General features: G+C 64.5%; 22 protein-coding genes. 7 read left to right on the top strand and 15 right to left on the bottom strand.

The features are described 5' to 3' along the window. The first annotated feature begins 74 nt into the window (after nt 1-74). Both ACIQXM_RS17215 and ACIQXM_RS17210 read left to right on the top strand, forming a co-directional pair. Nucleotides 75-1067, top strand: a complete 993-nt coding sequence (locus ACIQXM_RS17215) for an asparaginase (protein ID WP_400933685.1) — start codon at nt 75-77, stop codon at nt 1065-1067. Nucleotides 1068-1170: 103 nt separating this feature from the next. Continuing rightward, nucleotides 1171-1407, top strand: a complete 237-nt coding sequence (locus tag ACIQXM_RS17210; protein ID WP_400933683.1) for a YegP family protein — start codon at nt 1171-1173, stop codon at nt 1405-1407. Between the two features lie 191 nt (nt 1408-1598). Here the strand turns inward: ACIQXM_RS17210 and ACIQXM_RS17205 are convergent, their stop codons facing one another. Next, nucleotides 1599-1748, bottom strand: coding sequence for a hypothetical protein (locus ACIQXM_RS17205; RefSeq protein WP_400933681.1), 150 nt, complete (start codon nt 1746-1748; stop codon nt 1599-1601). Nucleotides 1749-1949: 201 nt separating this feature from the next. Here ACIQXM_RS17205 and ACIQXM_RS17200 point away from each other — a divergent pair, with 201 nt between their 5' ends. Beyond that, nucleotides 1950-3620, top strand: a complete 1671-nt coding sequence (locus ACIQXM_RS17200; RefSeq protein WP_400933679.1) for an FAD-binding dehydrogenase — start codon at nt 1950-1952, stop codon at nt 3618-3620. A gap of 55 nt (nt 3621-3675) precedes the next feature. Here ACIQXM_RS17200 and ACIQXM_RS17195 read toward each other — a convergent pair whose 3' ends face one another. Together ACIQXM_RS17195 and ACIQXM_RS17190 are read right to left on the bottom strand one after the other, a co-directional pair. Then, entirely contained in the window at nt 3676-4392 is a 717-nt protein-coding gene (locus ACIQXM_RS17195; RefSeq protein ID WP_400933677.1) for an ankyrin repeat domain-containing protein, read from the bottom strand. 27 nt (nt 4393-4419) lie between these two features. Continuing rightward, nucleotides 4420-5022, bottom strand: a complete 603-nt coding sequence (locus ACIQXM_RS17190; protein ID WP_400933675.1) for a heme-binding protein — start codon at nt 5020-5022, stop codon at nt 4420-4422. A gap of 231 nt (nt 5023-5253) precedes the next feature. On the opposite strand from ACIQXM_RS17190, the gene ACIQXM_RS17185 reads away from it, so the two are divergent. Next, entirely contained in the window at nt 5254-6489 is a 1236-nt protein-coding gene (locus tag ACIQXM_RS17185) for a sensor histidine kinase (protein ID WP_400933673.1), read from the top strand. After that, nucleotides 6486-7112, top strand: coding sequence for a response regulator (locus ACIQXM_RS17180; RefSeq protein WP_400933671.1), 627 nt, complete (start codon nt 6486-6488; stop codon nt 7110-7112). Before ACIQXM_RS17185 ends, ACIQXM_RS17180 begins: the two co-directional genes overlap by 4 nt. A gap of 146 nt (nt 7113-7258) precedes the next feature. On the opposite strand, the gene ACIQXM_RS17175 is transcribed toward ACIQXM_RS17180, so the two are convergent. Genes ACIQXM_RS17175 through ACIQXM_RS17165 form a run of 3 tightly spaced genes read right to left on the bottom strand, consistent with a single transcriptional unit; the run spans nt 7259 to nt 10592 of the window. Then, complete coding sequence (locus ACIQXM_RS17175; RefSeq protein WP_400933669.1) at nt 7259-8173, bottom strand: ribokinase; 915 nt, start codon at nt 8171-8173, stop codon at nt 7259-7261. 41 nt (nt 8174-8214) lie between these two features. Continuing rightward, nucleotides 8215-9648, bottom strand: coding sequence for an MFS transporter (locus ACIQXM_RS17170; protein ID WP_400933667.1), 1434 nt, complete (start codon nt 9646-9648; stop codon nt 8215-8217). Beyond that, on the bottom strand, nt 9645-10592 hold the full coding sequence (locus tag ACIQXM_RS17165) for a nucleoside hydrolase (protein WP_400933665.1): 948 nt from the start codon (nt 10590-10592) through the stop codon (nt 9645-9647). Before ACIQXM_RS17165 ends, ACIQXM_RS17170 begins: the two co-directional genes overlap by 4 nt. 389 nt (nt 10593-10981) lie before the next feature. On the opposite strand from ACIQXM_RS17165, the gene ACIQXM_RS17160 reads away from it, so the two are divergent. Beyond that, nucleotides 10982-11626, top strand: a complete 645-nt coding sequence (locus ACIQXM_RS17160) for an FMN reductase (protein WP_400933663.1) — start codon at nt 10982-10984, stop codon at nt 11624-11626. A gap of 102 nt (nt 11627-11728) precedes the next feature. After that, the gene (locus ACIQXM_RS17155; RefSeq protein WP_400933662.1) at nt 11729-12739 is read left to right on the top strand and encodes an NAD(P)-dependent oxidoreductase; all 1011 of its coding nucleotides are present in this window, start codon (nt 11729-11731) and stop codon (nt 12737-12739) included. Here ACIQXM_RS17155 and ACIQXM_RS17150 read toward each other — a convergent pair whose 3' ends face one another. The 9 genes from ACIQXM_RS17150 to ppk2 all read right to left on the bottom strand — a co-directional run bounded on the left by ACIQXM_RS17150 (nt 12740) and on the right by ppk2 (nt 23594). Then, nucleotides 12740-13234: an FBP domain-containing protein gene (locus ACIQXM_RS17150; RefSeq protein ID WP_400933660.1), complete on the bottom strand. Its 495-nt coding sequence runs from the start codon at nt 13232-13234 to the stop codon at nt 12740-12742. A 49-nt stretch (nt 13235-13283) separates the two neighbouring features. Continuing rightward, nucleotides 13284-14027 carry a DUF4166 domain-containing protein gene (locus ACIQXM_RS17145; protein ID WP_400933658.1) on the bottom strand — a complete coding sequence of 248 codons (744 nt, stop codon included), beginning with the start codon at nt 14025-14027 and terminating at the stop codon, nt 13284-13286. Then, nucleotides 14024-14857 (bottom strand): hypothetical protein, encoded by an 834-nt coding sequence (locus ACIQXM_RS17140; protein ID WP_400933656.1) that lies wholly within the window; start codon nt 14855-14857, stop codon nt 14024-14026. Before ACIQXM_RS17140 ends, ACIQXM_RS17145 begins: the two co-directional genes overlap by 4 nt. Nucleotides 14858-14985: 128 nt before the next feature. Further along, complete coding sequence (locus ACIQXM_RS17135) at nt 14986-15438, bottom strand: MarR family winged helix-turn-helix transcriptional regulator (protein ID WP_400933655.1); 453 nt, start codon at nt 15436-15438, stop codon at nt 14986-14988. Between the two features lie 43 nt (nt 15439-15481). After that, a complete protein-coding gene (locus ACIQXM_RS17130) occupies nt 15482-15739 on the bottom strand; it encodes a hypothetical protein (RefSeq protein WP_400933654.1) in 258 nt (85 codons plus the stop codon). 355 nt (nt 15740-16094) lie between these two features. Further along, the gene (locus tag ACIQXM_RS17125; protein WP_400933652.1) at nt 16095-19463 is read right to left on the bottom strand and encodes an SNF2-related protein; all 3369 of its coding nucleotides are present in this window, start codon (nt 19461-19463) and stop codon (nt 16095-16097) included. 188 nt (nt 19464-19651) lie between these two features. Beyond that, nucleotides 19652-20437 (bottom strand): hypothetical protein, encoded by a 786-nt coding sequence (locus ACIQXM_RS17120; protein WP_400933650.1) that lies wholly within the window; start codon nt 20435-20437, stop codon nt 19652-19654. Between the two features lie 308 nt (nt 20438-20745). Further along, nucleotides 20746-22323 carry a DUF222 domain-containing protein gene (locus ACIQXM_RS17115; protein ID WP_400933648.1) on the bottom strand — a complete coding sequence of 526 codons (1578 nt, stop codon included), beginning with the start codon at nt 22321-22323 and terminating at the stop codon, nt 20746-20748. A 242-nt stretch (nt 22324-22565) separates the two neighbouring features. Further along, nucleotides 22566-23594: a polyphosphate kinase 2 gene (gene ppk2, locus ACIQXM_RS17110; RefSeq protein ID WP_400933646.1), complete on the bottom strand. Its 1029-nt coding sequence runs from the start codon at nt 23592-23594 to the stop codon at nt 22566-22568. Between the last annotated feature and the right edge of the window lie 134 nt (nt 23595-23728).

The raw sequence follows: 23728 nt of genomic DNA, 5'->3' as shown, positions 1-23728 counted from the left end.
GCTGCGCCCTAGCCACGGCCCGCAGACTCGGCCTACCTTGGCTGTTAAACGGGAAACACTCGAAGGGCTGGTCTATGGCTTCCATCCGAATCATCGGCACTGGAGGGACCATCGCGTCCCGCAGCACCGGGCCCGGCGGGTTGGTGCCTACGGATCACGCCGCCGACTTAATCCGCGGGCTCTCCCGCCGGCATACCGTGACCGTGCAGGACGTCATGGTCAGCGGAAGCTACACGCTGCAGCTCTCGGACCTTCGCCGCATCGCGCAGGCTGCCCGGAACGCGGTCATGGATTCCACCGTGGACGGCGTGGTGATCACCCACGGAACAGACACCATGGAGGAATCAGCCTTCCTGCTGGATCTGGTCCACAGCTCACCCAAGCCGGTGGTGTTTACCGGTTCCCGGCGTCCCGCCGACAGCCCGGCACCTGACGGCCCGCAGAACCTGGAAGAGGCGGTGGAGGCTGCGGCTTCTCCGGAGCTGCGCGGCACCGGCGTGCTTATTTCATTTGCGGGGACGGTCCGATCCGCCCGCGGTGCCTTCGCCGCCAGTACCACGGCTGCAGATCCCTTTGCCGGCGGCACGGAGGTCGCACACTTCATCGGCGACAGCCTGCACGTAACAGCCCGGCCGCTGCGGCCGGCTGCGCTGCGCATGCCGGGCGAGAAGTTCGACGCCGCCCGGGTCAACATCATCGACTGTCCGCTCGGCGCGGATCCTGCCCTTTTCTCCTATGCCGTCCACGCCGGCGCCGATGCCGTCGTCCTTGCCGGAACAGGGCTCGGCAATGCCGGTCCCGGGTTTGCTGAAGCAGTCCAGGACGCTGTGCGGGCCGGGTGCTTTGTGGTGCTGAGTTCCCGGGTGCCTTTTGGGCCCGTGGTGCCGACGTTCGGAGCAGGGGGCGGAGTTGACCTGGTGCGGGCCGGAGCCATTCCGTCGGGGGATCTCAAGCCCGCCCAGGCGCGCATCCTCGCGGCCCTGCTCACCTCTCAGCCCGCTACCCCGGAACAGATTCTCCGCGCCCTCACCTCCGCTCCCGGCAGGCAGGGCGGGCAGTCCGGATGAGAGCGCAGCAGGAGGTACTCGAATTTTGTACCTGATGGTTCCGAAAGACGTAAGCTGGCTTACTATTAAGGGCACAGATGTACCCCTTACAAGGAGGTAAGAGATGTCGGGCTACTTCAAGCTGGTAGACGCCCACGACGGCGCGTTCCGGATTAAGCTCATTTCCGGTGACGGCGCCCTGATGGCGGTATCAGCGATGTTCCCCACGAAACAGGCGGCTGTTGCCGGTATTGAACTGCTGCGCGAGATTGCCGGCACCGGCCCGATCGTGGACCAAAGCCACGACGCCGATGTGCTGGGCGAGGCCAGACGCAACACTGGAAGGGCAAGGGCTTCCTGACGGTAAGCCCGTCGGTTCAACCGTCATATCGGCCGTAATACCAACGCCGTAATGCCAACGCCCTAATACCAACTGAGAAGGCCTGGGATTCCGAAATGGAATCCCAGGCCTTCTCAGTTGCCCTCTTCGCCGCCTGTTCCCAGTCCCCGGGGGAAGGACCAGTTTTACTAAGCGGCTTGGTTACTGCCGGCCTACTTCTTGCCGGCGTCGTCTCCCTCAGCTGCATCCTGGGTGTGCTGGCGCTGAGTGTCCGGATCGACCGAAGTGTCCCCTTCCGAGGGAGCCTCATTGTGGGTCCGATCCTGGTCCTCGCCGGCTGCGGGGTTTTCCTTTTCAGTCATGGTTTCTCTCCAGTCAGGTAGGGGCGGACAGCAGCTCTGTGGAAGAGCAACCCTTAGCCGCAAGTCTAGGAACCAGTGGTCCGTACAGAAAGGGGCAACCATCAACTGGCCGGTGCGGCGGACACCGGAGCCAAGCGGTTGTCCGCTGGCGACCAGTATCAGTCGTAGCCAGAGCCATAATCTGCCGGTACCGTGAACCGGATGCAGCCAACCACAGACGCGGACGTCATTGTTGTAGGAGCCGGACTGGCGGGGCTGGTGGCAACCTCGGAACTCATTGACGCCGGCCGCACCGTCATCCTGCTGGAACAGGAGGGCGAGGCGAGCCTCGGCGGGCAGGCCTGGTGGTCCTTCGGCGGGCTGTTCATGGTGGATACACCCGAGCAGCGGAGGCTGAGGGTCCGCGATTCCGTGGATCTTGCCTGGCAGGACTGGCTGGGGACGGCAGGGTTTGACCGGCCGGAAGATCATTGGCCGCGTCGCTGGGCCGAGGCCTACGTTCACTTTGCGGCCGGGGAAAAACGAGCGTGGCTGCATGAAATGGGCCATCGGCTGTTCCCCGTGGTCGGCTGGGCGGAACGCGGCGGCTACGGTGCCACCGGCCCCGGCAACTCCGTGCCCCGGTTCCACATCACCTGGGGCACCGGACCGGGCATCACCGCACCGTTCGAAGCAAAGGTGCGCGACGGCGTCGCCCGCGGACGGGTTCGCCTGGCCTTCCGCCACCGGATGGAGGAGCTGGCGCTCAGCAACGGAGGCGTCACCGGAGTTCGCGGGACTGTCCTGGAGCCGACGACGGCGGCCCGCGGCGCTGCGACCAGCCGCACACCGGCGGGGGAGTTCGAGTTCTCAGCCGGCGCCGTCGTGATTACCACCGGTGGAATTGGCGGGAACCATTCCCTCGTGCGCAAGGCGTGGCCGGCGCGGATGGGCTCTGCGCCGGCCACCATGCTCAGCGGTGTGCCTGAACATGTGGACGGCCGGGGCATCCTGGCCGCTGAAGCCGCCGGCGGCCGGGGCATCAACCCGGACCGGATGTGGCACTACGTGGAGGGCATCAAGAACTGGAACCCGGTGTGGGCGAACCACGGCATCCGGATCCTGCCCGGGCCGTCCTCGCTGTGGCTGGACGCTGCGGGACATCGGCTGCCCGTGCCGCTGTTTCCGGGCTTCGATACCCTGGGTACGCTGGAACATCTGCGCACCACAGGCCATGACTACAGCTGGTTCCTTTTGAACAAGGCGATCATCCGGAAAGAGTTTGCACTGTCCGGGTCCGAGCAGAACCCGGACCTGACCGGCAAGTCCGTGCGGGATGTGCTGGGGCGTGCCACGGCCGGAGTGCCCGGACCGGTGCAGAAGTTCCTGGACCACGGCGAGGATTTCCTCACCGCCGGTTCGGTGGAGGAACTGGTGGCGGGGATGAATGCGCTGGCAAAGGACTCCACCAACGGTGACGCTCCGGTGCTGTCCGCCGAGGCAGTCCGCGGTGAGCTGGAAGCCCGCGACCGTGAAATTGCCAATCCGTTCAGCAAGGACAGCCAGGTGACCGCGATCCGGGGTGCACGAAACTATTTGGGGGACCGGCTCATTCGCACAGCGGCTCCGCGTCCAATCCTGGATCCCAAAGACGGTCCGCTCATCGCAGTCCGGCTGTCCGTGCTGACCCGCAAGAGCCTCGGCGGGTTGGAAACCGACCTCGAGTCGCGTGTCCTCGGGCTGGACGGCAACCCCGTTCCCGGCCTTTTCGCCGCCGGGGAAGCCGCGGGTTTTGGCGGTGGCGGCATGCACGGCTACCGGTCCCTGGAGGGAACCTTCCTGGGCGGCTGCCTGTTCAGCGGCCGGGCGGCGGGACGGGCCGCGGGCCGCTGACCGGCAGGCCGCCGGCGCCTAAGCTGTTCCCTGTCAAGAATGCGTCAAGAATCCGTCAAGAACCCGGTGTGGAGCCGGCCATGATGAGGTCCGCAATCTCGGTAAAGCCCAGTCGCTGCGCATTCTCCAGGGCCGTCCGGCCCTCAGGGTCGCGGATCATCGGGTCCGCGCCGGCGGCCAGGAGTAGCCGGACTACCTCCTGCTGGCGAGGCCCGCCGGTATTCAGCAGGATGGCCTCCTGCAGGGCTGTCCAGCCCAGGTTGTTGACGTGGTTTACGGGAACCCCCGCGGTAAGGAGGATGGCCACCGTCTCTGTGTGTCCGTGCTCGCTGGCCGGAATCAGCGCCGTTCCGCCGTAGCGGTTGGTGCTGGCTACGTCCGCTCCTGCAGCCAGTGTCAGCTGCAGGACCTCGTTGAACCCTTCTGCCCCGGCGTACAGGAACGCCGAATCCTGGATGGCGTCCTTGGCGTTGACACTGCCTCCAGCCGCGATCAGCGTGGCTACTTGGGCGGCGTCGTTGGCTTTGGCGGCCAGGATCAGGCGTCCGTCCACGTCCGCCTGCGCTTGAGGGGACAGGGCTAATGGTTCGGGCGCGGCAGCCGGCGGTTCTGCGGACGACGTCGGCGCGGGGGTTGCCGACGGGGTTGACGTTGCACCGCTGGCCAGGTCGCGGGAGGCAGCGGGCTGACCGGATTCCGTGCTGCAGGCGGCCGGCCCGATGGCCGCGGCACAGGCCAGGACCAGAAACAGGGCGTTCCGGGGGCGAATCATGCCTTCTCCTTCATGGCGGCTGCCGGGTCACCTTCCGGTTCCGGCTGTGCCGGCGATGGTTGCCGCTCCTGCTGCGGCGCAGGCTTCATCCAGCATGCCATCGGGTGCACCGCCCACACCAATGCCGGCCACGGAGACCCCGTTGACCTTTAGCGGAACCCCGCCGGCAAGGAAGAGGGTCCCGGGAAGGTCGGCGATGCTGGGCCCGTTCCCCGCAATCCGCTGGGACAGCTCGCTGGTGGGTGCGCCAAAGGCGGCAGCCGTGTATGCCTTCTGCCGGGCAGCTTCAATGGTGTGCTCGGCGGCATTGTCACCGTGAAGCAGGGCCTGCACAGTGCCAAAGCGGTCTACCAGCGCCACCGTCACAAACGGCAGGTTATCCGCCGCACAATGACTCAAGGCTTCCCGGACCGCGGCAGCTGAAGCGTCAGCACTGATGCGGTTTTGGGTCACTGTGGTCTCCGGGGCCGGCTGGATGTCCACAGTCGCCGCGGGGGCGGCACTGGCGGCGGTACTGGTGGCAGAGCTGGAATCCGGGGCGGTACCGGCATTGGCGGCGGCGGTCAGCCCGCCCGTGAGGAGCAACGCTCCGGCCACGGCAACAGTGGTGATTTTCGTGGACTTCTGCATGGGTTCTCCTGCGAACGGTGGGGCTTGCCCCGTGGACGCCCGGCTGATTTGCCCGGGCTTGGCTTCCATCTTTCCGGCCGCCGGTTCGGCGGGCATCGAGCCTTGGGCTGCCGTTTCCTCCACCAACCGGCTGGAAGTATCAGCCAAAAGGTGGAGACGCGGAGAAGCTGGGACGACGGCGTGGGCCCTAGCATGGTGGAGAGCACACCATCCACCGGAACCGGACCTCCTATGCCCTTTTTGCCTGCCGCCCCCGACTCCCTGCACGCACTGGCGCCGGAGCCACAGTCCCGGCAGCTCCCCGATCCTGTTGAGGCTGGCCCGCTGCGCCGGATTGACGCCGTCGTCCATCTGGGGTTTGCCGTGCTGCTGGTGGCCTCGGCCGTCCGGTACGTGATGCGGCATAGCCCCTCGGAGAAACTGGGTGTGCTGGCGCTTGCCGCGGCGGCGTGCGCGATCTATGCCCTGATTGCCGTTTTGTCCCGGCGGCCGCGGCCGTGGGCGGTGTACATGTATGTATTGGTGGCCCTCTGGTCGGTGCTGGTGGTGATAGCGCCGAGCTTTGCCTGGGGCTCCTTCGCGGTGTTCTTCCTCTGCCGGATGGCCTTCACCGGCTGGACCGCCTATCTCACCGGCGGCATAACGACGGCGGCAACCGCTGTGGGGCTCTTCAGGTTGGGCGGCGGCACCGATGTAGCCCTGCTCCTGGGACCGCTCGCCGTGGGCGTGGTGCTCACCCTGATTTACGACCGCATTGAACACGATGCAGCCGAGCAGCGCCGCCTGCATGCTGCGGTGTCCCTGGCACAGGGACAGCTTGCGGTCACGGAGCGCCGGGCCGGCAGCATTGAAGAACGCGCGCGGGTGTCACGGGAAATCCACGACACCGTAACCCAGGGCCTGGCCAGCAGCCTGCTTCATCTGGAGGCCGCCCAGCGGTCCTGGCCCGGCCCGGCCACACAGGACGAAATCCGGTCCGCCAGCGTCATGCTCCGGCAAAGCCTGGCCGATGCCCGCAGCCTGGTCCATGACCTCGCGTCCCCCGGGCTGGAAACGGCGCCGCTGCCCGATGCCCTGCTGCAGGCGGCATCACACTACCTGCCCGGGGTGCGCTTATACGTGACCGGGGAACCCCGTCCGGTGGGCGGTGACACCCGCCACGCCTTGTTGCGGGTGCTCCAGAGCGCGGCAGCCAACAGTGCCCTGCATGCCGGGGCGGCCCACACTACGGTGACGCTGGGGTTCCTGCCGGATTCCGTCACGCTGGACGTGTACGACGACGGCGTGGGGTTTGATCCGGCGCTACTGTCCCAGCCCTCGGAAGCGGGAGGTTATGGGCTGCGCGCCATGCGGCAGCGAGTGGAGCAGCTCGGCGGTGAATTTTCGGTGGAAAGCAGTCCCGGTGCCGGAACCGTGATTGCCGCGAAACTGCCTGCCGGGAAGCTGGCTGCGGGAGCAAACCGATGAGTACTATTACCGTGCTCCTGGTCGATGACCATCTGGTGATCCGCAGCGGACTCCGCGCACTGCTGGCGACGCAGCCGGACATCGAGGTGGTAGCTGAGGCAGCCTCCGGCGAAGACGCGCTCGTACTCACCCAGCAGCACACCCCCGCCGTGGTGATGATGGACCTTGCAATGGGGGCCGGCATGGACGGCATCCAAGCGATCAGGGAGCTGCGCCGGCGCACCAGCCGGCAGGCGATCATTGTCTTCACCACCTATGATTCCGACGCCGATATTGTCCGTGCGGTGGACGCCGGCGCGATGGGCTATCTGCTCAAGGATGCTTCATCCGAGGAGATCTTCGCCGCGATCCGCGGCGCGGTCCAGGGCAGGAGCGTGATGAGCGCCCCGGTGGCCTCGCGGCTCTTCGAGCAACTGCGCAACCCCGACGCCGTCCTGACCCCGCGGGAGGCAGAGCTGTTGGGGCTGCTGACCGAAGGCCTCAGCAACAAGGAGCTCGGCCGCAGGCTCTTTATTTCCGAGGCCACTGTTAAAACACACCTGGCGCATGTCTACGCCAAACTCGGGGTTGACACCCGGGCAGCGGCTATTGCCACCGCTATTCGCAGGGAGCGCATGCGCTAGCGGCTGTCTCAGGGCTCTCTCGTCGGGAGACTGGCCCGCGTCAGCACGTCAATGAGGAGGAGGCAGCGCCGCCGCAGGTTTAAAAACGGTGCCTCCCTTCCGGGAGACACCGTTTTTAAACCTGCTGAAGACTCAGCCCGACAGCCTTAGCCCACCAACTCTGCCAGTGCCGAATACGAGGACTGCGCACCCTCGCGGGTGGCAGCAAGTGCGCCGGCACGGGCTGCGAACGTGGCAGCCTCGGCGAGCGAATCCCCAGCCGCAAGGCGGGCAGCCGTGGCCGCTGTGAAGGCGTCCCCGCAGCCGGTGGTGTCCACCGCGGTAACCCGGGTGGGTGCCACGTTGACCACGCGTTCCGCACCGGCGGCAGTGCCGTCCAAAACGACTGCGCCGTCCCCGCCCAGGGTGATGATCGTGCGCCGGACACCGAGCTCACCGAGTGCGGCGATGACCGCTTCCCAGTCCGACGCCGGATCGGCCAGACCGGTCACGAGCGCCGCTTCGTGGGCGTTGAGCAGCAGCACATCGGTCAGTGACAGCAGCTCCGCCGGAACTTCCTGGTACGGCGAGAGGTTCAGCAGAACGGAAGCTCCGGCGTCGTGCCCTGCCCGGGCGGCAGCGGTGACAGCTTCGAGCGGAACCTCCAGGCTCAGGGTGAGCACGGCGGCTCCGTCGAAAAGGTCTGCCGGCAGCTCGGCTCCGGTGACCGTGCCGTTGGCGCCGGGGGAGACGATGATGGTGTTTTCCCCGGCAGCGTCCACCACGATCATGGCCGTACCGGTGGCCGTGTCTGCGCGGCGGAGCACCCGGGAGGCATCCACGCCGACATTCCCCGCGGCCTTCAGCAGCAGGTCTCCGTGGCCGTCGGCGCCCACCGCACCGAACAGGCGGACCTCGGCGCCCAAAATGGCCGCGGCTGCCGCCTGGTTGGCGCTCTTTCCGCCGGGAACAATCACCAGTTCAGACCCGTTGAGGGTTTCCCCGGGCTGCGGGAAGCGATCGGTGCGGACGGTGAGGTCAGCATTCAGCGACCCTACAACTACAACTACTCCGGCGGACATACGGGAACTCTCCTTGGGGATGAACTGCGGATCAGACGGTGTCAGTGCCGGGCAGGCACGGGGCTGGCGCCGCCCACTTCGGCGTCGGCAGGCTTGGGAATCAGGAAGGATGTGGCCAGGGCCAAAACGAGGATGATCAGACCGGCAATAATACCGCCGTAGTAACCGTCAGCACCCGACCCGTCTGCCGCAGTGGTGGCCGTCTTCACAGCGTAGATGACTGCGAAGCTCAGCCCTGCTCCCAGGTTGAACGCACCGGCGTTCAGGCCCGGCAGGAAGCCGGGATTCTCCTTGGGGGAGAGCACAATGCCCAGGCCGTTGAGCATGATGTTGCCGATGCCGGCGTAGGTAATACCGACTAGCACCGAGACACCCAGCAGTCCCAGCTTGGAATCGCTGCCAACCACCAGGAGCATCAGGGCCAGCGCAATGACGGATCCGATCATGCCGATCCGCAGCATCCTGCCATACCCGAAGCTCGCGGCAAGGCGGCCCGCAACAGGACCCATGACCAGGCCGGCGATGGCGTACGGGGTGAGCGTCCACCAGGCAGAGTCTTCGGCACCCAGGCCAAAGCCGATGACGCCGTCCTGCGCCAGCGCCGGAATGATGCCGTTCATGACGGCAAAGACGCCGGTCATGGTCAGCAGGGTGGTCAGCAGCAGGGACCAGGTGGACCGCTGCTTGAGCAGATGGGTGGCCACCAGCGGATGGCTGCTGCGGTTCTCCACCTTCCAGAACACGGCAAACGTAATCACGGAAACGGCGATCAGGCCGATGACCAGCGGCCAGTTGGCGTCCGCCAGCTTTCCGGCCTCGTTGAAGGCGGTGAGCAGGGTGCCCACCGAGATGACCAGGGGAACCACTCCCACCCAGTCCATCTTTTCCTTCTTCTCAGCGGTGGACTCGGGTGCCAGGAAGATCAGCAGGACAGCGGCAATGGCGCCGACAACAGCCATGGCCCAGAAGACCGAAGCGAAGCCGTGGTTTTCGGCCAGATATCCGCCGGCCAGGGCGTCAACGCCGGCAATGCCTCCGTTGACGGCAGTGATGACGCCCATCAGCGTGCCGTACAGCTTGGGTTCCTTGATCTCCACGCGGAGCATGATCAGGGCCAGGGGCACCACGGGGCCGGAGACACCCTGGATCAGGCGGGCGATGAACAGCACTTCGATGCTCGGCGCCAGGGCCGCGACCACGGAGCCGATGGTCAGGACCACCAGCATGCCGCCGAGGACCTTCTTGCGGCCGATGATGTCACCGAGCCGCGGCAGGAACAGGGAGAAGAGGGCGGCGGAGGTGAAGAACGCGGTCTGGCTCAGGCCAACGGCCGCAGAAGTGGTGTTGAGTTCTTCCTCGATTTTCACCAGCGCGGGAGAGAGCATGGAGGCGTTCAGCTGGAACGCCACGCAGGCAGCCAGCAGGGCCGTCATCAGGACGGCGACGTTGACGCGGCGCTGAGCGGGTGCGCTCACAGATCCACCTCGCCAATTCGTTCCAGTGCGTCCACTACCAGGTCCCAGAACTTCTGGTGGTCCAGGTCCACGGCTACGGAGGTGGTGCAGTCCGCAGGTGCAGGCGCACGGAAGTCCGCCACCGTCATGCCCAGAGTCAGGGTGCCGGTCAGTTCAACATTCAGCGGAACCCGCTGCGTGGTCATCACCGAGGGGTCAATGACGTACGCCACCGCGCAGGGGTCATGGACGGGCGGAAAATCGAAGCCCTGGGCGTCCTTGTAGGCGTGGCCGAAGAACTCCAGCAGCTCGCCGACGAACTTTGCGGGCTTGGTGCCCACTGCGGCAATGCGGCCGGCGACCTCGTCCGTGGCCAGGGCCTGATGCGTGAGATCCAGGCCGACCATGGTCAGCGGCCACTTCTCATTGAAAACGATGTGTGCGGCTTCGGGGTCGATCTTGATGTTGAATTCCGCGACGGCGGACCAGTTGCCCACGTGGTAGCCGCCGCCCATCAGGACGACTTCCTTTACGCGCTCGGCGAGGCGGGGTTCCTTGCGGACCGCCAGCGCAATGTTGGTCAGTCCGCCGGTGGGAACCAGTGTGACCGTTCCGGGTTCGTGGGACATGACCGTGTCGATAATGAGGTCGACGGCGTGGCGCGGGTCCAGTTCAATGGCCGGCTCCGGCAGTTCGGGGCCGTCCATGCCGGATTCACCGTGGATGTCCGGAGCATTTTCAATGGTCCGGACCAGGGGCCGCGGACTGCCGGCAGCGAAGGGGACGCCTGTGATATTTGCGACACGCGCAATTGCCAGGGCGTTGCGGGTCACCTTCTCCAGGGTCTGGTTTCCGACGACGGTGGTCACCGCCAAAAGTTCGATTTCCGGGCTGCCGTGTGCCAGCAGCAGGGCGACCGCATCATCATGACCCGGATCGCAGTCCAGGATGATTTTGTGGGGCATTGCATCTCCGCTTCGTTGAGGTTCTAGCTGGGGGCCGGGCCCCTTGGTGCAGTGCCCTGCCTGGGCGGTCCGGTCCGCGGGCGGGAGGAAATACGCTGTGCGGACTGGGCCGTCAGCGGGGTGCGGTGCACTGCGGAACGGGTTCCGGCTGGACCGGAAGACGGTTCGAAGAGCAGCACATTTCCCCGGAAACGGCGGACACTGCATTAAAGATATCGGCGTTTTGGGGCCCGCACTTCTGAGTGCTGCTGCGCCGGGCCTGATACCCTCCCGCCGATTTGCGTACTCCGCAGACAAGCTCTAACCTAACCCGTCCGAACCCGGGAATATCCGGCTGCAGCTGACGGTTCTGCATACTAGATGCAAACGCATGAACTTAGGAGGTCGGTATGTCGAATCGCAGGATCGTAGTCGTCACAGCGGGTCTGGGGGTTCCCTCGTCGAGCAGGATGCTGGCCGACCAATTGGGTGCTGCCGCCCGGCAGGCACTGGAGGCATCCGGTACCACGGCCTCCGTCAGTACCTTTGAACTCCGCGAATATGCCGTGGACATCGCCAACAACATGGTGACCGGTTATGCCCCGCCCAAGTTGGAAGCACTGATCAATGAAGTGGTGGATGCAGATGCCCTGGTGGCAGTGACGCCCGTCTTCACCGCTTCCATGAGCGGACTGTTCAAGTCCTTCTTCGATGTCCTGGACAACACCTCCCTGGACGGCAAACCCGTAATCCTCGGGGCTACCGGCGGCAGCGCAAGGCACTCCATGGTGCTGGACTTCGCACTGCGGCCCATGTTCAGTTATCTTCGCGCCCGGGTTGCTCCCACAGCCGTGTATGCGGCCCCGGAAGACTGGGGCTCCGGGTCTGCCGACGCCGGAACGGTCCAGCCGGGAGCGGCAGCCCTGGACGCCCGGGTTCGCCGTGCCGCAGGCGAGCTCGCTGCGCTGTTCGGCGACCAACAGCCAGCGGCACGCCGGGACCCGCTGGCATCGCTGCCCTTCGAGCAGTTGCTGGCCCAAACCCGGCAGGGGTAGTCCCGGCACCGGTGTAGAAGCCTTCATTACGGGTGGGTGCGGAACTACACTCGACAGGAGCCGTCCCGGTCTCCGGGAACCTCACCAGCCCAGGAGCCGAACATGGCCCAGCATGCTGACCCTGAGTCATCCTCCCCTTCGCTCCAGAACAGGACCGAGCCTGTGCCTTCGGCCAATCCGTTTCAGCCGGGCCCGGCAGCGCCCTCGGTTGCGGTTCTTCCCGCGCCCACCGCGGAACTCGTGCGTGCCGTCTCGGAGGGCGGCGGCGTCGTCGAGCCCCTTTCAAGCCGCACCGACGGGCTGGTACTGGCGGAAGCCATTGGCCCCGGAGACGTTGGCCGAGCCGTGGCCGCGCACGCGAATATCCGCTGGGTACAGCTTCCCCTTGCCGGCGTGGACCAGTACGACGAGGTCTTGAGGACCTACCGGAAGATCGAGTGGACCAGCGGCAAGGGTGCCTTCCGGCAGCCGGTGGGGGAGTTTGCGCTGGCCCTCACTCTGGCGGTGATGCGTAACATCCCGGCGTATGCACGCTCCCGCACCTGGGGACAGCCGCAGGGGACATCGCTGCACAACCGGCGGGTGGTCCTGGTGGGCGCAGGCGGAGTCGGACAGGAAATCCTGCGGCTGCTGAGTTTATTCACGGACCATGTCACGGTGGTCCGCGCCCATGACCGGCAGGTTCCGGGCGCCGAACGCACCATTACCGACGCCGGGCTGGATAAGGCACTACCGGCCGCCGACGTCGTTATTCTTGCCGCCGCCATGACCCCCGGCACCGCACATCTGATGGATGCCAGGCGGTTGAAGCTGATGAAGCCTGACGCCTTCCTGATCAACATTGCCCGCGGGCCCCTCGTGGACACGAATGCCCTGGCGCAGGCGCTCGCCGCCGGCAAACTGGCCGGTGCGGCGTTGGACGTCACCGATCCGCAGCCACTGCCGGACGGGCATCCGCTCTGGACGGAACCGCGTGCACTGGTAACGCCGCACACCGCTGAAACGCCTGCGATGGTGGCTCCCCTTCTGGCCGGACGCGTGCGGGACAACGTACGCAGGCTCGCTGCCGGACAGCCGCTGGACGGCTTAGTGGACGTTGAAGCAGGGTACTGACTACTGGTTGAGCACCTGGCGGATGAACTTTTCAGTGCGCGCTTGCAGCCCTTCAATGCGTGACTTCACCACCACGTCAGGATCGGGGTGGATGGCGGTGGGCTTGACCTCCGCCCGGACGTTGCGTGAGCAGGTGAAGTCCGAGTGGATGAGGGTGCCAACGGTGTTTCCGTTCCGGCCCGGTGCCCCTGCGCGCTTGGCTACGAAGAGGAAGACCTCGTCCTCGGAAAAAATGTCCTCACACAGGGCACAGAGGACCCGGCGGTTCCGCGGCGGGGCGGTGTCAGGGGCGCGCAGCAGGACGCCGACCACTGATCCCTCAAAAGGCGCCAGCAGATAGCCGCGCTTGGGCATCTTATAGTCACGCCAGCCCAGCTGGTCCAGGTTTTCCCAGTCGATGGATTCAAGGTCCTGCGGAAGGTGCAGCGCGGCCGTCTCGGACCGGCTGGCATTAATGAAGGACCGGCGGATGGCAGATTCTGTCATTGGTTGCATGCAAGGACTGCTTTCATCGGAGGCAAGGCGATTCACATTCTAGTCCCGGCTATTCCCGGATTTCCTCCCGGCGGGGTTTAAGGCGGGCCGGTACGTCCGCTGCCGCCACTGCCGGGAACTCACAGCTGAACTCGCCGCGGTAGCCAAAGAGGAAACCAAAGATCGGGTTGCGCACCTGCAGCTGGATACTGAAGCGCTGACGGTCCTCGTTCCAGGACTCGTACAGGTCCGCACTTCCGCTGAACAGGCGGGGAACCGTGAAACGGATTCTTCCTTCAGAGAACCTGAGCTCGGTGGAGCGCAGGTGCAGTGAGCCGTCCTCTCGCACCGCCAGCTGGAGATCGGTCGCCAAATGCTGGTGGGTTCCCAAATAGTCGACGACGCCGCCGCGCTCCGGGCTGAAGACCATCGTGGCGTCGAACCGCCGGAGCTTGCCTGGACGGACTTCAAGGGTGCGGGCAAAGGTGACCGTCGGCCGGCCGAAGCCGTCCACGTACGGGTAGTTCTCGATGGTGAAGGGGACGTTGGTGCCCGAATCGGGGAAAAGGATGTTGCGGAAGGCTCCGAGTTTCAGGAAAGGAACCGTCCACCAGGCACCGCGCCGAACCTCGGCGAAAACACCGTGCCCAATGCAGGCATAGCCGGCTGCGGGGTCCACGCCAAAACGGCGCTGCAGCATGGGGTGCAACCGGTCGAATTCGGGGCCGAGCGCCTGCCGGAAGATAGAACGCGGGCTCATATCGGTGGGAGGAACAGGATTGTTGGGTGCCACCGGGCTGATGTCCGGGCTCATGCCGGTTCCTGCAGATCCGCCAGTGCAGAGGGAGCCCGGGAGACCGTTAGGTCTGCTGTAGACCTGCTGCAGCGTGCGGCCCGCGGCACAATCCTGGCGGCGGGACAGGCCAGCGCGGCAATGATGAGCGTGGCTGCCGCCGGCACTGTGGTGAGACGCCGATCCCGGATCCTGATTCGGCCGGGGCTTCCTGGTTGTCTTTGGAGCCGGGCTCCTGTGGTGGTTCCGGCCGGAGCCTGCAACAGCAGGAGGGCAAGGCTAATTCCGACCGCCCGGGCAAAGGCGTCCGCCAGCCAGGCGTTGCGGGCTGTTGCCGGGTTCGTGTCATTCTCGGCCCACAGCCGCAACCGATCAAAGCTGACGGCGGTGGCCCAACCCAGTGCGGGCCGGATGACACGGGCATCCAGGAGCTTCCCCAGCGGTCCCCAGCCCGGCTGGTAGTTGTAGCCGGTGATGAACCTGACCCCGCCGCCGTCGGGCACGTAGCGCCAGTATCCGGCCCCGGATTCAATCGGTGAAAGGACATCCGAAGTGGCGAACTTCAAAACGGACGTCGTGTGGCCGCTGCCCGATACCCGCGTCCCCAGCGACGTGCCGGTGCCGCAGATGGTGTGGAACGGGAGGGCGAATTTGTAGCTAAAGTGCTGCGTTCCATCCGGATCTTTTTGTTCCGCCCCCGGAGGAGCAGTCACAGGGTCAACGGGGCGGATGGCTGTGAAGCGCAGGTCCCACCGGGGATGCATGTCGGGGTCCTGGCTGAGCTGCCAGAGCCTGTCGAGACTGGCCCGCACCGGTATTTCCACATAAATCTGCTGTCCCTGTTTCCCCATGCGGGAAGCCTAATGCACGGCGCCGGTCTTCCTATCAGCCGGTGGAGGTCAGCCGGTGGAGGTTCAGTGGCGGAAGTCCGGCGGTGATGCCGGCAGACGCACTGTTAGACGCACCGTCAAAAGCACTGTCAGGCTGAAACCGGCGGCTGCTCTGCGGATCCGTCCCAGCCGAGGTTGGTCGCCATGCGCTGCAGCACTGCCACCAGGGCGCCGTACTCTTCTTCGGAAATGTTATCGGTCAGCTGTTCACGGATGCGCTCGACGGCCCCGCGCAGATTCTCCAGGCTTCTGCGGCCGAGATCCGTGAGCTGGTACTGGCCCTCGCTGAGATCCACCCAGCCGCTTTCGCGCAATTCCTCAATCAGCTCCGCTGAGGTGATGCTGCCCTCCACCACGGGAAAGAACGGCTTCAAGGCATCCGAAAGCTGCCTCTCAGTGGCCGGGCCGTCCGTCAGGAGATTCATCATCTGCCATTGCCGCCTGGTGACGCCGTGCTCTTCGAAGCTGGCCCCAAACTGGTCGTCAACCAGCTGGTCCACAAGTTTGAGCCAGAATCCGATGGGGCGTTCGTCAGTAGCCATCACCCCACTGTACAAATCAATCTGTGTTGGCGGAATGCTGAATTCAGAGTTGCGCGCGCATTCCGCAGCGGGGGCAGGGGGCCGAACGGGCAAGGTCGACGCAGACTACGCAGACGGGAAGGTGTCCATCGTCGTCCCGGAGGGGACGGTTGGGCATGGTCTTTCCGCAGAACGGAACGGGGCGCTTAGCGTGGTGCATCGCGCGGCGCTTGCAGGGAGTGCAGAAAACATGAACAAGTTCGTCGTCGTCCTTGGCGCTGGATTCCCTGGGCCGGACGAGGGTTGAATCCTGAGTGCTCATATCCCTTTCCTGGTGACAACACAGGACAGCCAGCATGCGGGGTCCGAAGCGGGGACGCGATACCGGCTGGTGCCTACAGAATACTTCTCCCTGCCGGCACGCCGTCGGAGACGACAGCTGGTTGTGGCCGGCCGTTCCGCGGAACGGCGCGGGACAGGATCGCACCGGGTGCGGGGTCCTGTGCCGGAATTCATAGCTGGCTGCCGTGAGCTGCGGCGCTAAGACCCGGACCAGGTTCAAGCCTTGGTCGCCGAGCCGAGCCGAGCCGAGCCGAGCTTAGCTGAGCCGAGCTGAGCTGAGCTGAGTTGAGCTGAGCTGAGCCAGGCCAGAGCCAGGCCCTGGTCCCGGCCGAGCTCTAGTCCAGCAACGCCCGGATGTCCTCCGCGGTGAGCGCTGAGCTGAAGACGGCGTCGTCGTCCATGACAGAGCTGAAAAGCTTGGCTTTCTGCTCCTTGAGCGCCATCACTTTTTCTTCAATGGTTCCGCGCGCAACCATGCGGTAGACCATCACGTTCCGGGTCTGGCCGATGCGGTGGGTACGGTCCACTGCCTGCGACTCCGCTGCGGGGTTCCACCACGGATCCAGCAGGAAGACATAGTCCGCCTCCGTGAGGTTCAGCCCGAAACCGCCGGCCTTGAGGCTGATCAGGAATACAGGGGCTTTCCCATCTTTGAAGGAAGCGATGACTTCCCCCCGGTTGCGGGTGGAACCGTCCAGATAGGAGTAGGGGATTCCGGCGGCATCCAGGCGTGCTGCGGCCTTTTTGAGGAACGAAGTGAACTGGCTGAAGATCAGCGCCCGGTGGCCTTCGGTGGTCACATCCTCCAACTGCTCGAAGAGGGCATCAAGCTTGGCCGAGGACACTCCGGCGTACTCTTCATCCACCAGGGAGGCATCAAGGCTCAGCATTCGCAGCAAGGTCAGCGACCGGAAGACGATCATCCGGTTCCGGTCCAGATCCTTGATCAGTCCCATCAGCTTTTGGCGTTCGCGCTGCAGATGCATCTCGTAGATCTTGCGGTGCTTGGGGCTCAGCTCCACCTCCAGCACCTGCTCCTGCTTCTCCGGCAGGTCCTTGGCTACAGCTTCCTTGGTGCGGCGCATCAGCAGCGGCCTGATACGGCGCCGCAGCCGGGCCAGGAGCTTATGATCCTCACCGCGCTCGATCGGACGCTGGTATTCCTCGATGAACTTACGGGCGGAGGGAAAGAGCCCCGGTGCCACGATGGCAAACAGGCTCCACAGCTCCAGCAGGTTGTTTTCCATCGGGGTGCCGGTAATGGCCAATTTGAACGGAGCATTGAGATCCCGGGCGCACTGATGGGCCCGGGTGGTCCGGTTCTTCACGAACTGTGCCTCGTCCAGAATGAGCCCGTCCCACTCCAGAGCGCGATACGAGGCGAAGTCCAGGCGGAACACCGCATAGGAGGTGACGACTATGTCCGCGTCCTCGGTCAGCTTAGCCAGCGCCACCTTCGACTTGGCGGTGGTGTCGGGGATGGCGACAGCGCGCAGACCCGGAGTGAAACGTGCAGCCTCGGAGAGCCAGTTGGGCACCACAGAAGTGGGCGCCACCACCAGGAACGGCCGGCGAGGTGCGGGCCCGCCGCCGGAGCCGCCGTCGTCCTTTGCTGCCTGCTCCCGCGCATGGGCCAGCAGAGCCAGCGTCTGCAGCGTCTTGCCCAGCCCCATGTCGTCCGCAAGGACTCCGCCTAGCCCGTGCTCCCACAGGAAGGCGAGCCAATTGAACCCTTCAGCCTGGTAGGGACGAAGGCTGGCCTTCAGCCCGGCCGGCAGCGGCGTCTGTGCCACCGAGTCCAGCTCCAGCAGCCCGGTGACGGAAGCGCGCCAGGCTGCCGCCTGTTCGGTCTCCTCTGCCAGCTCCTCCAGTTCGGACCACAGGCCGGCCTGGTAGCGGCTGATGGTCATTTCGCCTGTCTCCCACTCCTGCAGGCCCTCGGCCTCTTCCAGGAGAGCATGGAGCTGGGCGAACTCCGGCCGGTCCAGTGAAAGGTAGGTGCGGTCAGGAAGCAAAATCTTCGTTTTGCCCTGTGACAGCGCCTTGAACACATCCGCGAAGGGCACAAGCCGACCCTCCACCGTGATCATGATGCCGAGGTCAAACCAGTCCCGGCGCTCTGTTTCCACTGTGGTGATTTTGAGTTCGGGCACACTCGTGAGTTCGCGGTAGGCAGGACGCTCGCCAAGGATGTCCACCCTCACGCCGTCGACCTTCTCGATTTTGGGCAGCAGGTACTCGGTGAATTCCGCGGTGTCGATGCCCTGATAGGAGCGGCTGCGCGGCACTGAACCCAGGACCTTTCCGACGGCGGTCAGCAGGTCCGATTCTGCCGCCACGTCCCGGTAGCCCGACGCAGGGTCCGATCTGGTGCCAAGGGCGATCCGGGTGAGCTCATCCCCGTGCCGGTATTCCCATTCCCAGTCCAGGAACAGCGAATCATCCGGCTGGAACGAGGCACTAAGCACCAGCAGGGGCGGAGAAATCTCAGGGAATTCCACCGACTGGTCGCTGCTTGTCACGGGGAGTACCTGACGCAGTTTGGGGTAGAACTTCTCCAGGAACACCGGAGCGTCTTCTTCGGGGATCATTACCGGCGCGCTGTTCAGGAGCAGGCCTTTGTCCTGATCGGTCAGCGGCCGCGCGGTGGGTGCCAGCGTGATGACATTTTCCGGGCTTCGAACGTAGATTCCGTGGCTCGCGATCAGGCCGGCGGCATCGGCGGGGTACGCCTCGCCGTCGATCTCCAGGACCGGAAGGAGCTGGAGGGGAACAGCCCGGGTGTCCGCTGCGCCCGGTTCGGCAGCACCGGTCTCGGCCGCACCGCTCTGGGCAGCACGGACGTCGAGAGACAGCGCCGCCCGCTTCCCCAGCTGGATGGCGGTGTCCTTTTTGGTGCCGACAAACTGCACGCCGATCCGCTGGGCTTCTTCGAGCAGCTGCCACAGCAGGGGGTTGGAGAAATCGTCCAGATAGAGCCAGGAGTCGTTTTGGCCGAAATAGCTCACCCCGTTGGACCGGTGCAAAGCGGGAAACTGGGAAAACCAGCGGTGCTGTTCCGGATTCAGCTTCAACCCGTGGGTTTGATAGGCGATGTTGCTCCAGGCGAGATTGTTCTTGACCCAGTTGCCCTTGGTGTTGCGGATGACCGGGCGGACGCCCAAGCGGAAAGAGGTGTTCCGGTGAGCGCTGCGCGGAGCCGGGGCTCCCCACCTGGTACTGATTCCGGCGTCGGATGTGCGGATCTCAAACTGCAGTGCCAAAGGTGTGGCGGAGGCGCCGGCGGAACCCGTGAGTGCGTGGAAGTCCGCATCAATCAGGGTCTGCAGCGACTCCTGCCAGGCCGGCACCGCGGCTGCGCCGGAGGCACCGGGACGGATGAATTCCTGTCTGGCTACGAGATGATCGGTGTTGCTCTGCAGTGCGACAGCAGCCACATGCTTGCAGTCGAACCCGACGGGGCAGCTGCAGTGATTGTCCAGCAACCGGTAATCGCCCTGCCGTTTTTCGCCGAGCTGGAGCATGGTCCGGTATGGAACGGACGAATGTCCGCGGACTTTGGCTCGGAGCACTTCACTCTGGGGCTCCCATTCCAGCTCCACTACCGCGCCGCCCTTGGCATAGGTCTGGCCGCGTTGGAAGGCTGCTCCGCCGACTACCCGGATGATGTCCGTGACGTCGATCAGAGGCGGTGAGGAAGGCATGTTTTTATCGTCTCACGCACCCCGGACACTTCCACGACCGGCTGATTGGCAGCTCCGGCGCGAAGGTGCCGGGTGCCTTCGGAGCGTTCCCTGCAAAGAGCACCAATTCTCGCTAGCATCATGGATAACGCAGATCACAATGGCGTGATCTGCGTCCTTCTTCTTTGTGTTGCCTGAGCCCCGAGGGACTATTTTCCGGCTGCCGACCGAGAAGCACCACCGGTCCGGGAACACGCCGACTGCACGAATGAGTAGACAGAACCGGTGAATTCGGGGTCGGGAACAAGCCGTATCTGTCCTGAGCCTGCGCTTGTCGCTACGTCTATGGGCAGTTTGGTGCCCGTCTTGTCTTCGGCCAGGGCGTGGGCATCGCATCGCGCCGGCAGCACTGACAGTTCCACGACAGCAGGATCGTCGGAGCCGCTCACCGAAATGTTCCGAGGCCACTGCTGCCCGGGATTCTCAGCCAAAAGAGTGGTTTCACCAAAGCTCACAAGCGTAATGCTGCCGGTGTTTCCAGCCGGGACAATTGAAAGGCGTACGACGGCAGTGCCTCCGTCCGGTGCGACGGCAAGGTCCGGGGACAGCTCCAGTGCAGCTACGTCGAGGACCGCATGTTCCAAGCAGCTCTGTTGCTGAAGCCGCTCCAGTGCAGCATATGGATCGGGTGCTTCATAGTTCTGTTGCTGTCCGTCTACGGTCAGGAGAACGGTGGCTTCTGCTGGCGGTGTTGTCTGCAGTTGGGGACTGTTGCCGCAGATGGGGGCTGCGGTCAGCGGGGCTGGCAGGGCGACTGTCGCACCCGCTTTTAGGCTGCTGCGCCCCGAAGGTCCGGGCGTCCACCTGCTGGTGTTCGGGTAAAGAGGCGTGCTGAGCTCTGCGGCAGTAATGTCCACCGGTGCCGGACCGTTGTTGGTCACCAACATGCTGATGATGCCCTCACCTATGTCCAGCCTGCGTTCATCGAGGGTCACCGTGAGTCCCTGGGGAGAGGTTGGAGATGAGGACGGAGAGGTTGGAATTGAGGACGGAGTCGAGGGTGGAGCTGGAATTGCAGTTGCCGTTGGAGCGGGTTGCTTGGATCCGGACTCTTGGGAGGTGTCTTCGGTACACGCGGAAACGGCTGGAACCGCTGCGAGAGTTAAAACCAAAACAGTAGCCAACCGCGTACAAAGGCCCCTCCGCCTGAAAACGGTATAGGAGGGGGCAGCCTGTTGCTCAGCGTGAATAACTGCCACACGAGAAGGTTAGATCCGGGAGGAAATCCGGGACAGACTGCGCCTCAGAAAGGCGGTGGATCGTCGCCGTAGTCGTAAGGATTGGGATCGTCTACTGGTGCGTCGGTGGGTTGAGAGACTGGGTCCGTGCCTGAGCCGGGGGCAAGGTGGAGATGCGGTTCGGTGCGGTAAGTCCGGCCTCCCGGTGAAACCCACTCAATAATCCCGGGTGAGTGTTGTCTTGCTTTCCAGAAGCCCCGGGTCTTGAACATATGATGCCTCCGGCACAAATGTTCAAGGTTGTCATGATCCGTTGCCCCGCCGCGGGACCAGGGGGTGGTGTGGTCGATCTCGGAGATCAGGGCGTTGGTGCGGCAGCCCGGAAACCGGCAGGTACCGTCCCGGGCACGCAGCCAGCGCTGGAGTCCGGGCGGGACTTTGCGCCGGCGGCCAACCCTCAGGACTTCTTCGATGTGCGGGGTGCGTTCCACCGGGGTCCACCGGGCTGCCTGCCGGGCGAGTCTGCGGGCTGTTTCGGCACTGATCGGCCCGTACCCGTGCAGTTCGGCAGGATCTTCATCGGCACCGAGCAGGGTTTCAGCGGTGATCAGGACCAGGATCTCGGTCCGGGCACCGGAACCATGCCTCACGGGACGGTCCTGGTCACTGGTGTTCTTCCCTGCGCCCGAATCCGAGGTCTCGCCCGCGCGAGAAACCGGGTCAGAATCCGAGTTCTGGGTCTCGTTCGCGCCCGGGACCCACACACCGTCACCATCTCCTTTACCGTCAGTGTTGCTGCCCGGGTCTCCGGCCCTGGCGCCGCTGGTTAGCAGGTCGGCCAGGATGTCGGCCCGCAGCTGATCCACGGGGCGGGGGTCTCCGGCAGCCTGCTCGCCCCGGGCCGCAACACTGAGCTGCGTATAAATCGCCTGCGCCCGCTGCGCCGGAAGGAACGCCGACAACCACGACATCCCGTCCGTGTCCGGCTGCAAACACACGCGACGGGTTTCAAAAGCACTCTGATGCCGGACCGGAATGGTCTCCGGGTACCGGGTTTCCCGCAGCCGGCGGGCTTTGACCCGGAACTGCGCCAGGGTCAAACCCCCGCCACCCTGCTGCCCGGCCGCGACCAGCAGATCCTGCTCGAACCCGGGCAGGTCAGCGGCAGGAATGTTCTGGGACTGCTCCAACACGGTTTGCACCTGCCCGTACCCGAGGGATCCCGCTTCAAGATGCTGCAGGGTGGCTGTGTGGGTGTGGCAGAGGGTACCGGCGTCGATCATGAGCATCTTCGCGGTACCGGTGGGCAGATGCAGGATCGCTGCTGCTTCCTCCGCCGCGAGACTGAAAGCCAGCCCCGGATCCAACTGCCGGCCTTCCACTGATCCTGTTCCCGGCAGGAAACCGTTCCGGAAGATCCCTTCCAGCCGGTTCAGGACCCTGGCCTGCTGGGCCTGAGCCCACCGGACCAAGTGATCCAACCGGGCCAGAACCGCACCGGCTTCATCCTGGTCAAAAACCTCAACACCCTGCAGAGCCAGACCACCGGTGAACCCCTCCCGGCAGGACGGACCGGACGAAACACTCTCAACAGTGCCGGCCTCGGCGGCGTACACGGACAGGCTACGCCCCGGCGCCGTCACACCACCGCCTCCGCCCTCACCGGCGCCTGGTGCGTTCCCTGAAGAAGATCCGTGCTGATCCATGGCCTCAGGTTTTCACCCGCCACTGACATTCCCGACCCGAAAACAGCTCCGAAAGTCCCAAAATCGGCGCTTTTCATACGGGTCGAATACCCGTCTTTTTCGGCACTCTCGATAGCCCTGCAGATTGCCGCCCTGCCACTGGCTCAGAGGTACCCGCATGGTCCGGAAGAGCTCTGCCTTTATCCGTTCGGCTTGACCACAGGGAAACGGCCGCTGGGCTCTTCGTCTTCTTCGAAATGGCTTGCTGCTGGACCAACAATCAGCGGATCGGGCGCGTGTGCAACCGAAGTGTCCTTATTTGGATAGTCCACGCTGTGCAGCACAAACCGCATGGCTTCCAGCCTGGCCCGCTTTTTGTCATTGGACTTCACCACAGTCCATGGCGCATCACCGGTATCCGTATAAAAGAACATGGCCTCTTTGGCTTCGGTGTAGTCATCCCATTTGTCCAGACTGGCAAGATCTGTGGGGGACAGCTTCCACTGTTTCACGGGGTCTGTTTCACGGGCGGCAAACCGTGCGGCCTGCTCCGCACGTCCCACGGAAAACCACAATTTGTTGAGCAGCACCCCTGAATTCACCAGCATGCGCTCGAGTTCCGGCACTTCACGCATGAACTCCAGATACTGCGCAGGAGTGCAATATCCCATGACGCGTTCCACGCCTGCCCGGTTGTACCAGGACCGGTCCATCATGACGATTTCTCCGCCGCTGGGAAGCCGTGCCACATAGCGCTGGAAGTACCACTGCGTGCGCTCGGTGTCGGTGGGCTTCTCGAGCGCCACTATCCGGGCACCGCGGGGGTTCAGATGCTCGTTGAACCGCTTGATCGCCCCGCCCTTGCCTGCAGCGTCCCGGCCCTCAAAGATGAGGAGCATCTTTTGGCCGCTGTCCTTCACCCAAAGCTGCATCTTCAAAAGTTCTATCTGCAGAGCGCGTTTTTGTTTTTCGTAACTGCGCCGGCTGAGCTTCTTGTCATACGGGTAATTGTGCCGCCAGGCTTCGCCGTCGACGCTTTCAGTGATTTTCCTGCTTTTGATTTTCAGCTCTCGCAGCTCATCGAGCTCGCTGGCGTAGTCCGGCGACAGCGCCACCTGCTTGTCCTGATCGGAGGAATTGAAGTTGGACGCCTTGGAAACCTCCCGTTCTTCCACCTGCTCGGGCGGTTTTTTGTCTTCTGCGGTGACGGTGGTCTTGTTCGTAGCCATGGGTATCTCCTGCACGCGGACGGTGACTATTGAATCTACTTCGCCGCGGGAAGGCAGGGAAGAGCTGCCGCCCCGGACCGTCGGGCGGCAGCGGTCCGGAGATCGGTATTCTCCTCCTCAAGGGTGACAGGACG

Origin of the sequence: Arthrobacter sp. NPDC097144, assembly GCF_044762205.1 — a bacterium.
Taxonomy (GTDB): domain Bacteria; phylum Actinomycetota; class Actinomycetes; order Actinomycetales; family Micrococcaceae; genus Arthrobacter_B.
The sequence above is the reverse complement of the archived record's forward strand: the minus strand, read 5'-3'. Positions and strand labels throughout refer to the sequence as shown.

Excerpts from the sequence above, each read along its gene's own strand:
- ACIQXM_RS17180 (WP_400933671.1), top strand. The coding sequence starts at position 6,486 with ATGAGTACTATTACCGTGCTCCTGGTCGATGACCATCTGGTGATCCGC.
- ACIQXM_RS17160 (WP_400933663.1), top strand. The coding sequence starts at position 10,982 with ATGTCGAATCGCAGGATCGTAGTCGTCACAGCGGGTCTGGGGGTTCCC.
- ppk2 (WP_400933646.1), bottom strand. The coding sequence starts at position 23,594 with ATGGCTACGAACAAGACCACCGTCACCGCAGAAGACAAAAAACCGCCC.
- ACIQXM_RS17155 (WP_400933662.1), top strand. The coding sequence starts at position 11,729 with ATGGCCCAGCATGCTGACCCTGAGTCATCCTCCCCTTCGCTCCAGAAC.
- ACIQXM_RS17205 (WP_400933681.1), bottom strand. The coding sequence starts at position 1,748 with ATGACTGAAAAGGAAAACCCCGCAGCCGGCGAGGACCAGGATCGGACC.
- ACIQXM_RS17145 (WP_400933658.1), bottom strand. The coding sequence starts at position 14,027 with ATGAGCCCGGACATCAGCCCGGTGGCACCCAACAATCCTGTTCCTCCC.
- ACIQXM_RS17175 (WP_400933669.1), bottom strand. The coding sequence starts at position 8,173 with ATGTCCGCCGGAGTAGTTGTAGTTGTAGGGTCGCTGAATGCTGACCTC.
- ACIQXM_RS17125 (WP_400933652.1), bottom strand. The coding sequence starts at position 19,463 with ATGCCTTCCTCACCGCCTCTGATCGACGTCACGGACATCATCCGGGTA.
- ACIQXM_RS17150 (WP_400933660.1), bottom strand. The coding sequence starts at position 13,234 with ATGCAACCAATGACAGAATCTGCCATCCGCCGGTCCTTCATTAATGCC.
- ACIQXM_RS17200 (WP_400933679.1), top strand. The coding sequence starts at position 1,950 with ATGCAGCCAACCACAGACGCGGACGTCATTGTTGTAGGAGCCGGACTG.
- ACIQXM_RS17190 (WP_400933675.1), bottom strand. The coding sequence starts at position 5,022 with ATGCAGAAGTCCACGAAAATCACCACTGTTGCCGTGGCCGGAGCGTTG.
- ACIQXM_RS17130 (WP_400933654.1), bottom strand. The coding sequence starts at position 15,739 with ATGAGCACTCAGGATTCAACCCTCGTCCGGCCCAGGGAATCCAGCGCC.
- ACIQXM_RS17185 (WP_400933673.1), top strand. The coding sequence starts at position 5,254 with ATGCCCTTTTTGCCTGCCGCCCCCGACTCCCTGCACGCACTGGCGCCG.
- ACIQXM_RS17135 (WP_400933655.1), bottom strand. The coding sequence starts at position 15,438 with ATGGCTACTGACGAACGCCCCATCGGATTCTGGCTCAAACTTGTGGAC.
- ACIQXM_RS17165 (WP_400933665.1), bottom strand. The coding sequence starts at position 10,592 with ATGCCCCACAAAATCATCCTGGACTGCGATCCGGGTCATGATGATGCG.
- ACIQXM_RS17195 (WP_400933677.1), bottom strand. The coding sequence starts at position 4,392 with ATGATTCGCCCCCGGAACGCCCTGTTTCTGGTCCTGGCCTGTGCCGCG.
- ACIQXM_RS17210 (WP_400933683.1), top strand. The coding sequence starts at position 1,171 with ATGTCGGGCTACTTCAAGCTGGTAGACGCCCACGACGGCGCGTTCCGG.
- ACIQXM_RS17140 (WP_400933656.1), bottom strand. The coding sequence starts at position 14,857 with ATGGGGAAACAGGGACAGCAGATTTATGTGGAAATACCGGTGCGGGCC.
- ACIQXM_RS17215 (WP_400933685.1), top strand. The coding sequence starts at position 75 with ATGGCTTCCATCCGAATCATCGGCACTGGAGGGACCATCGCGTCCCGC.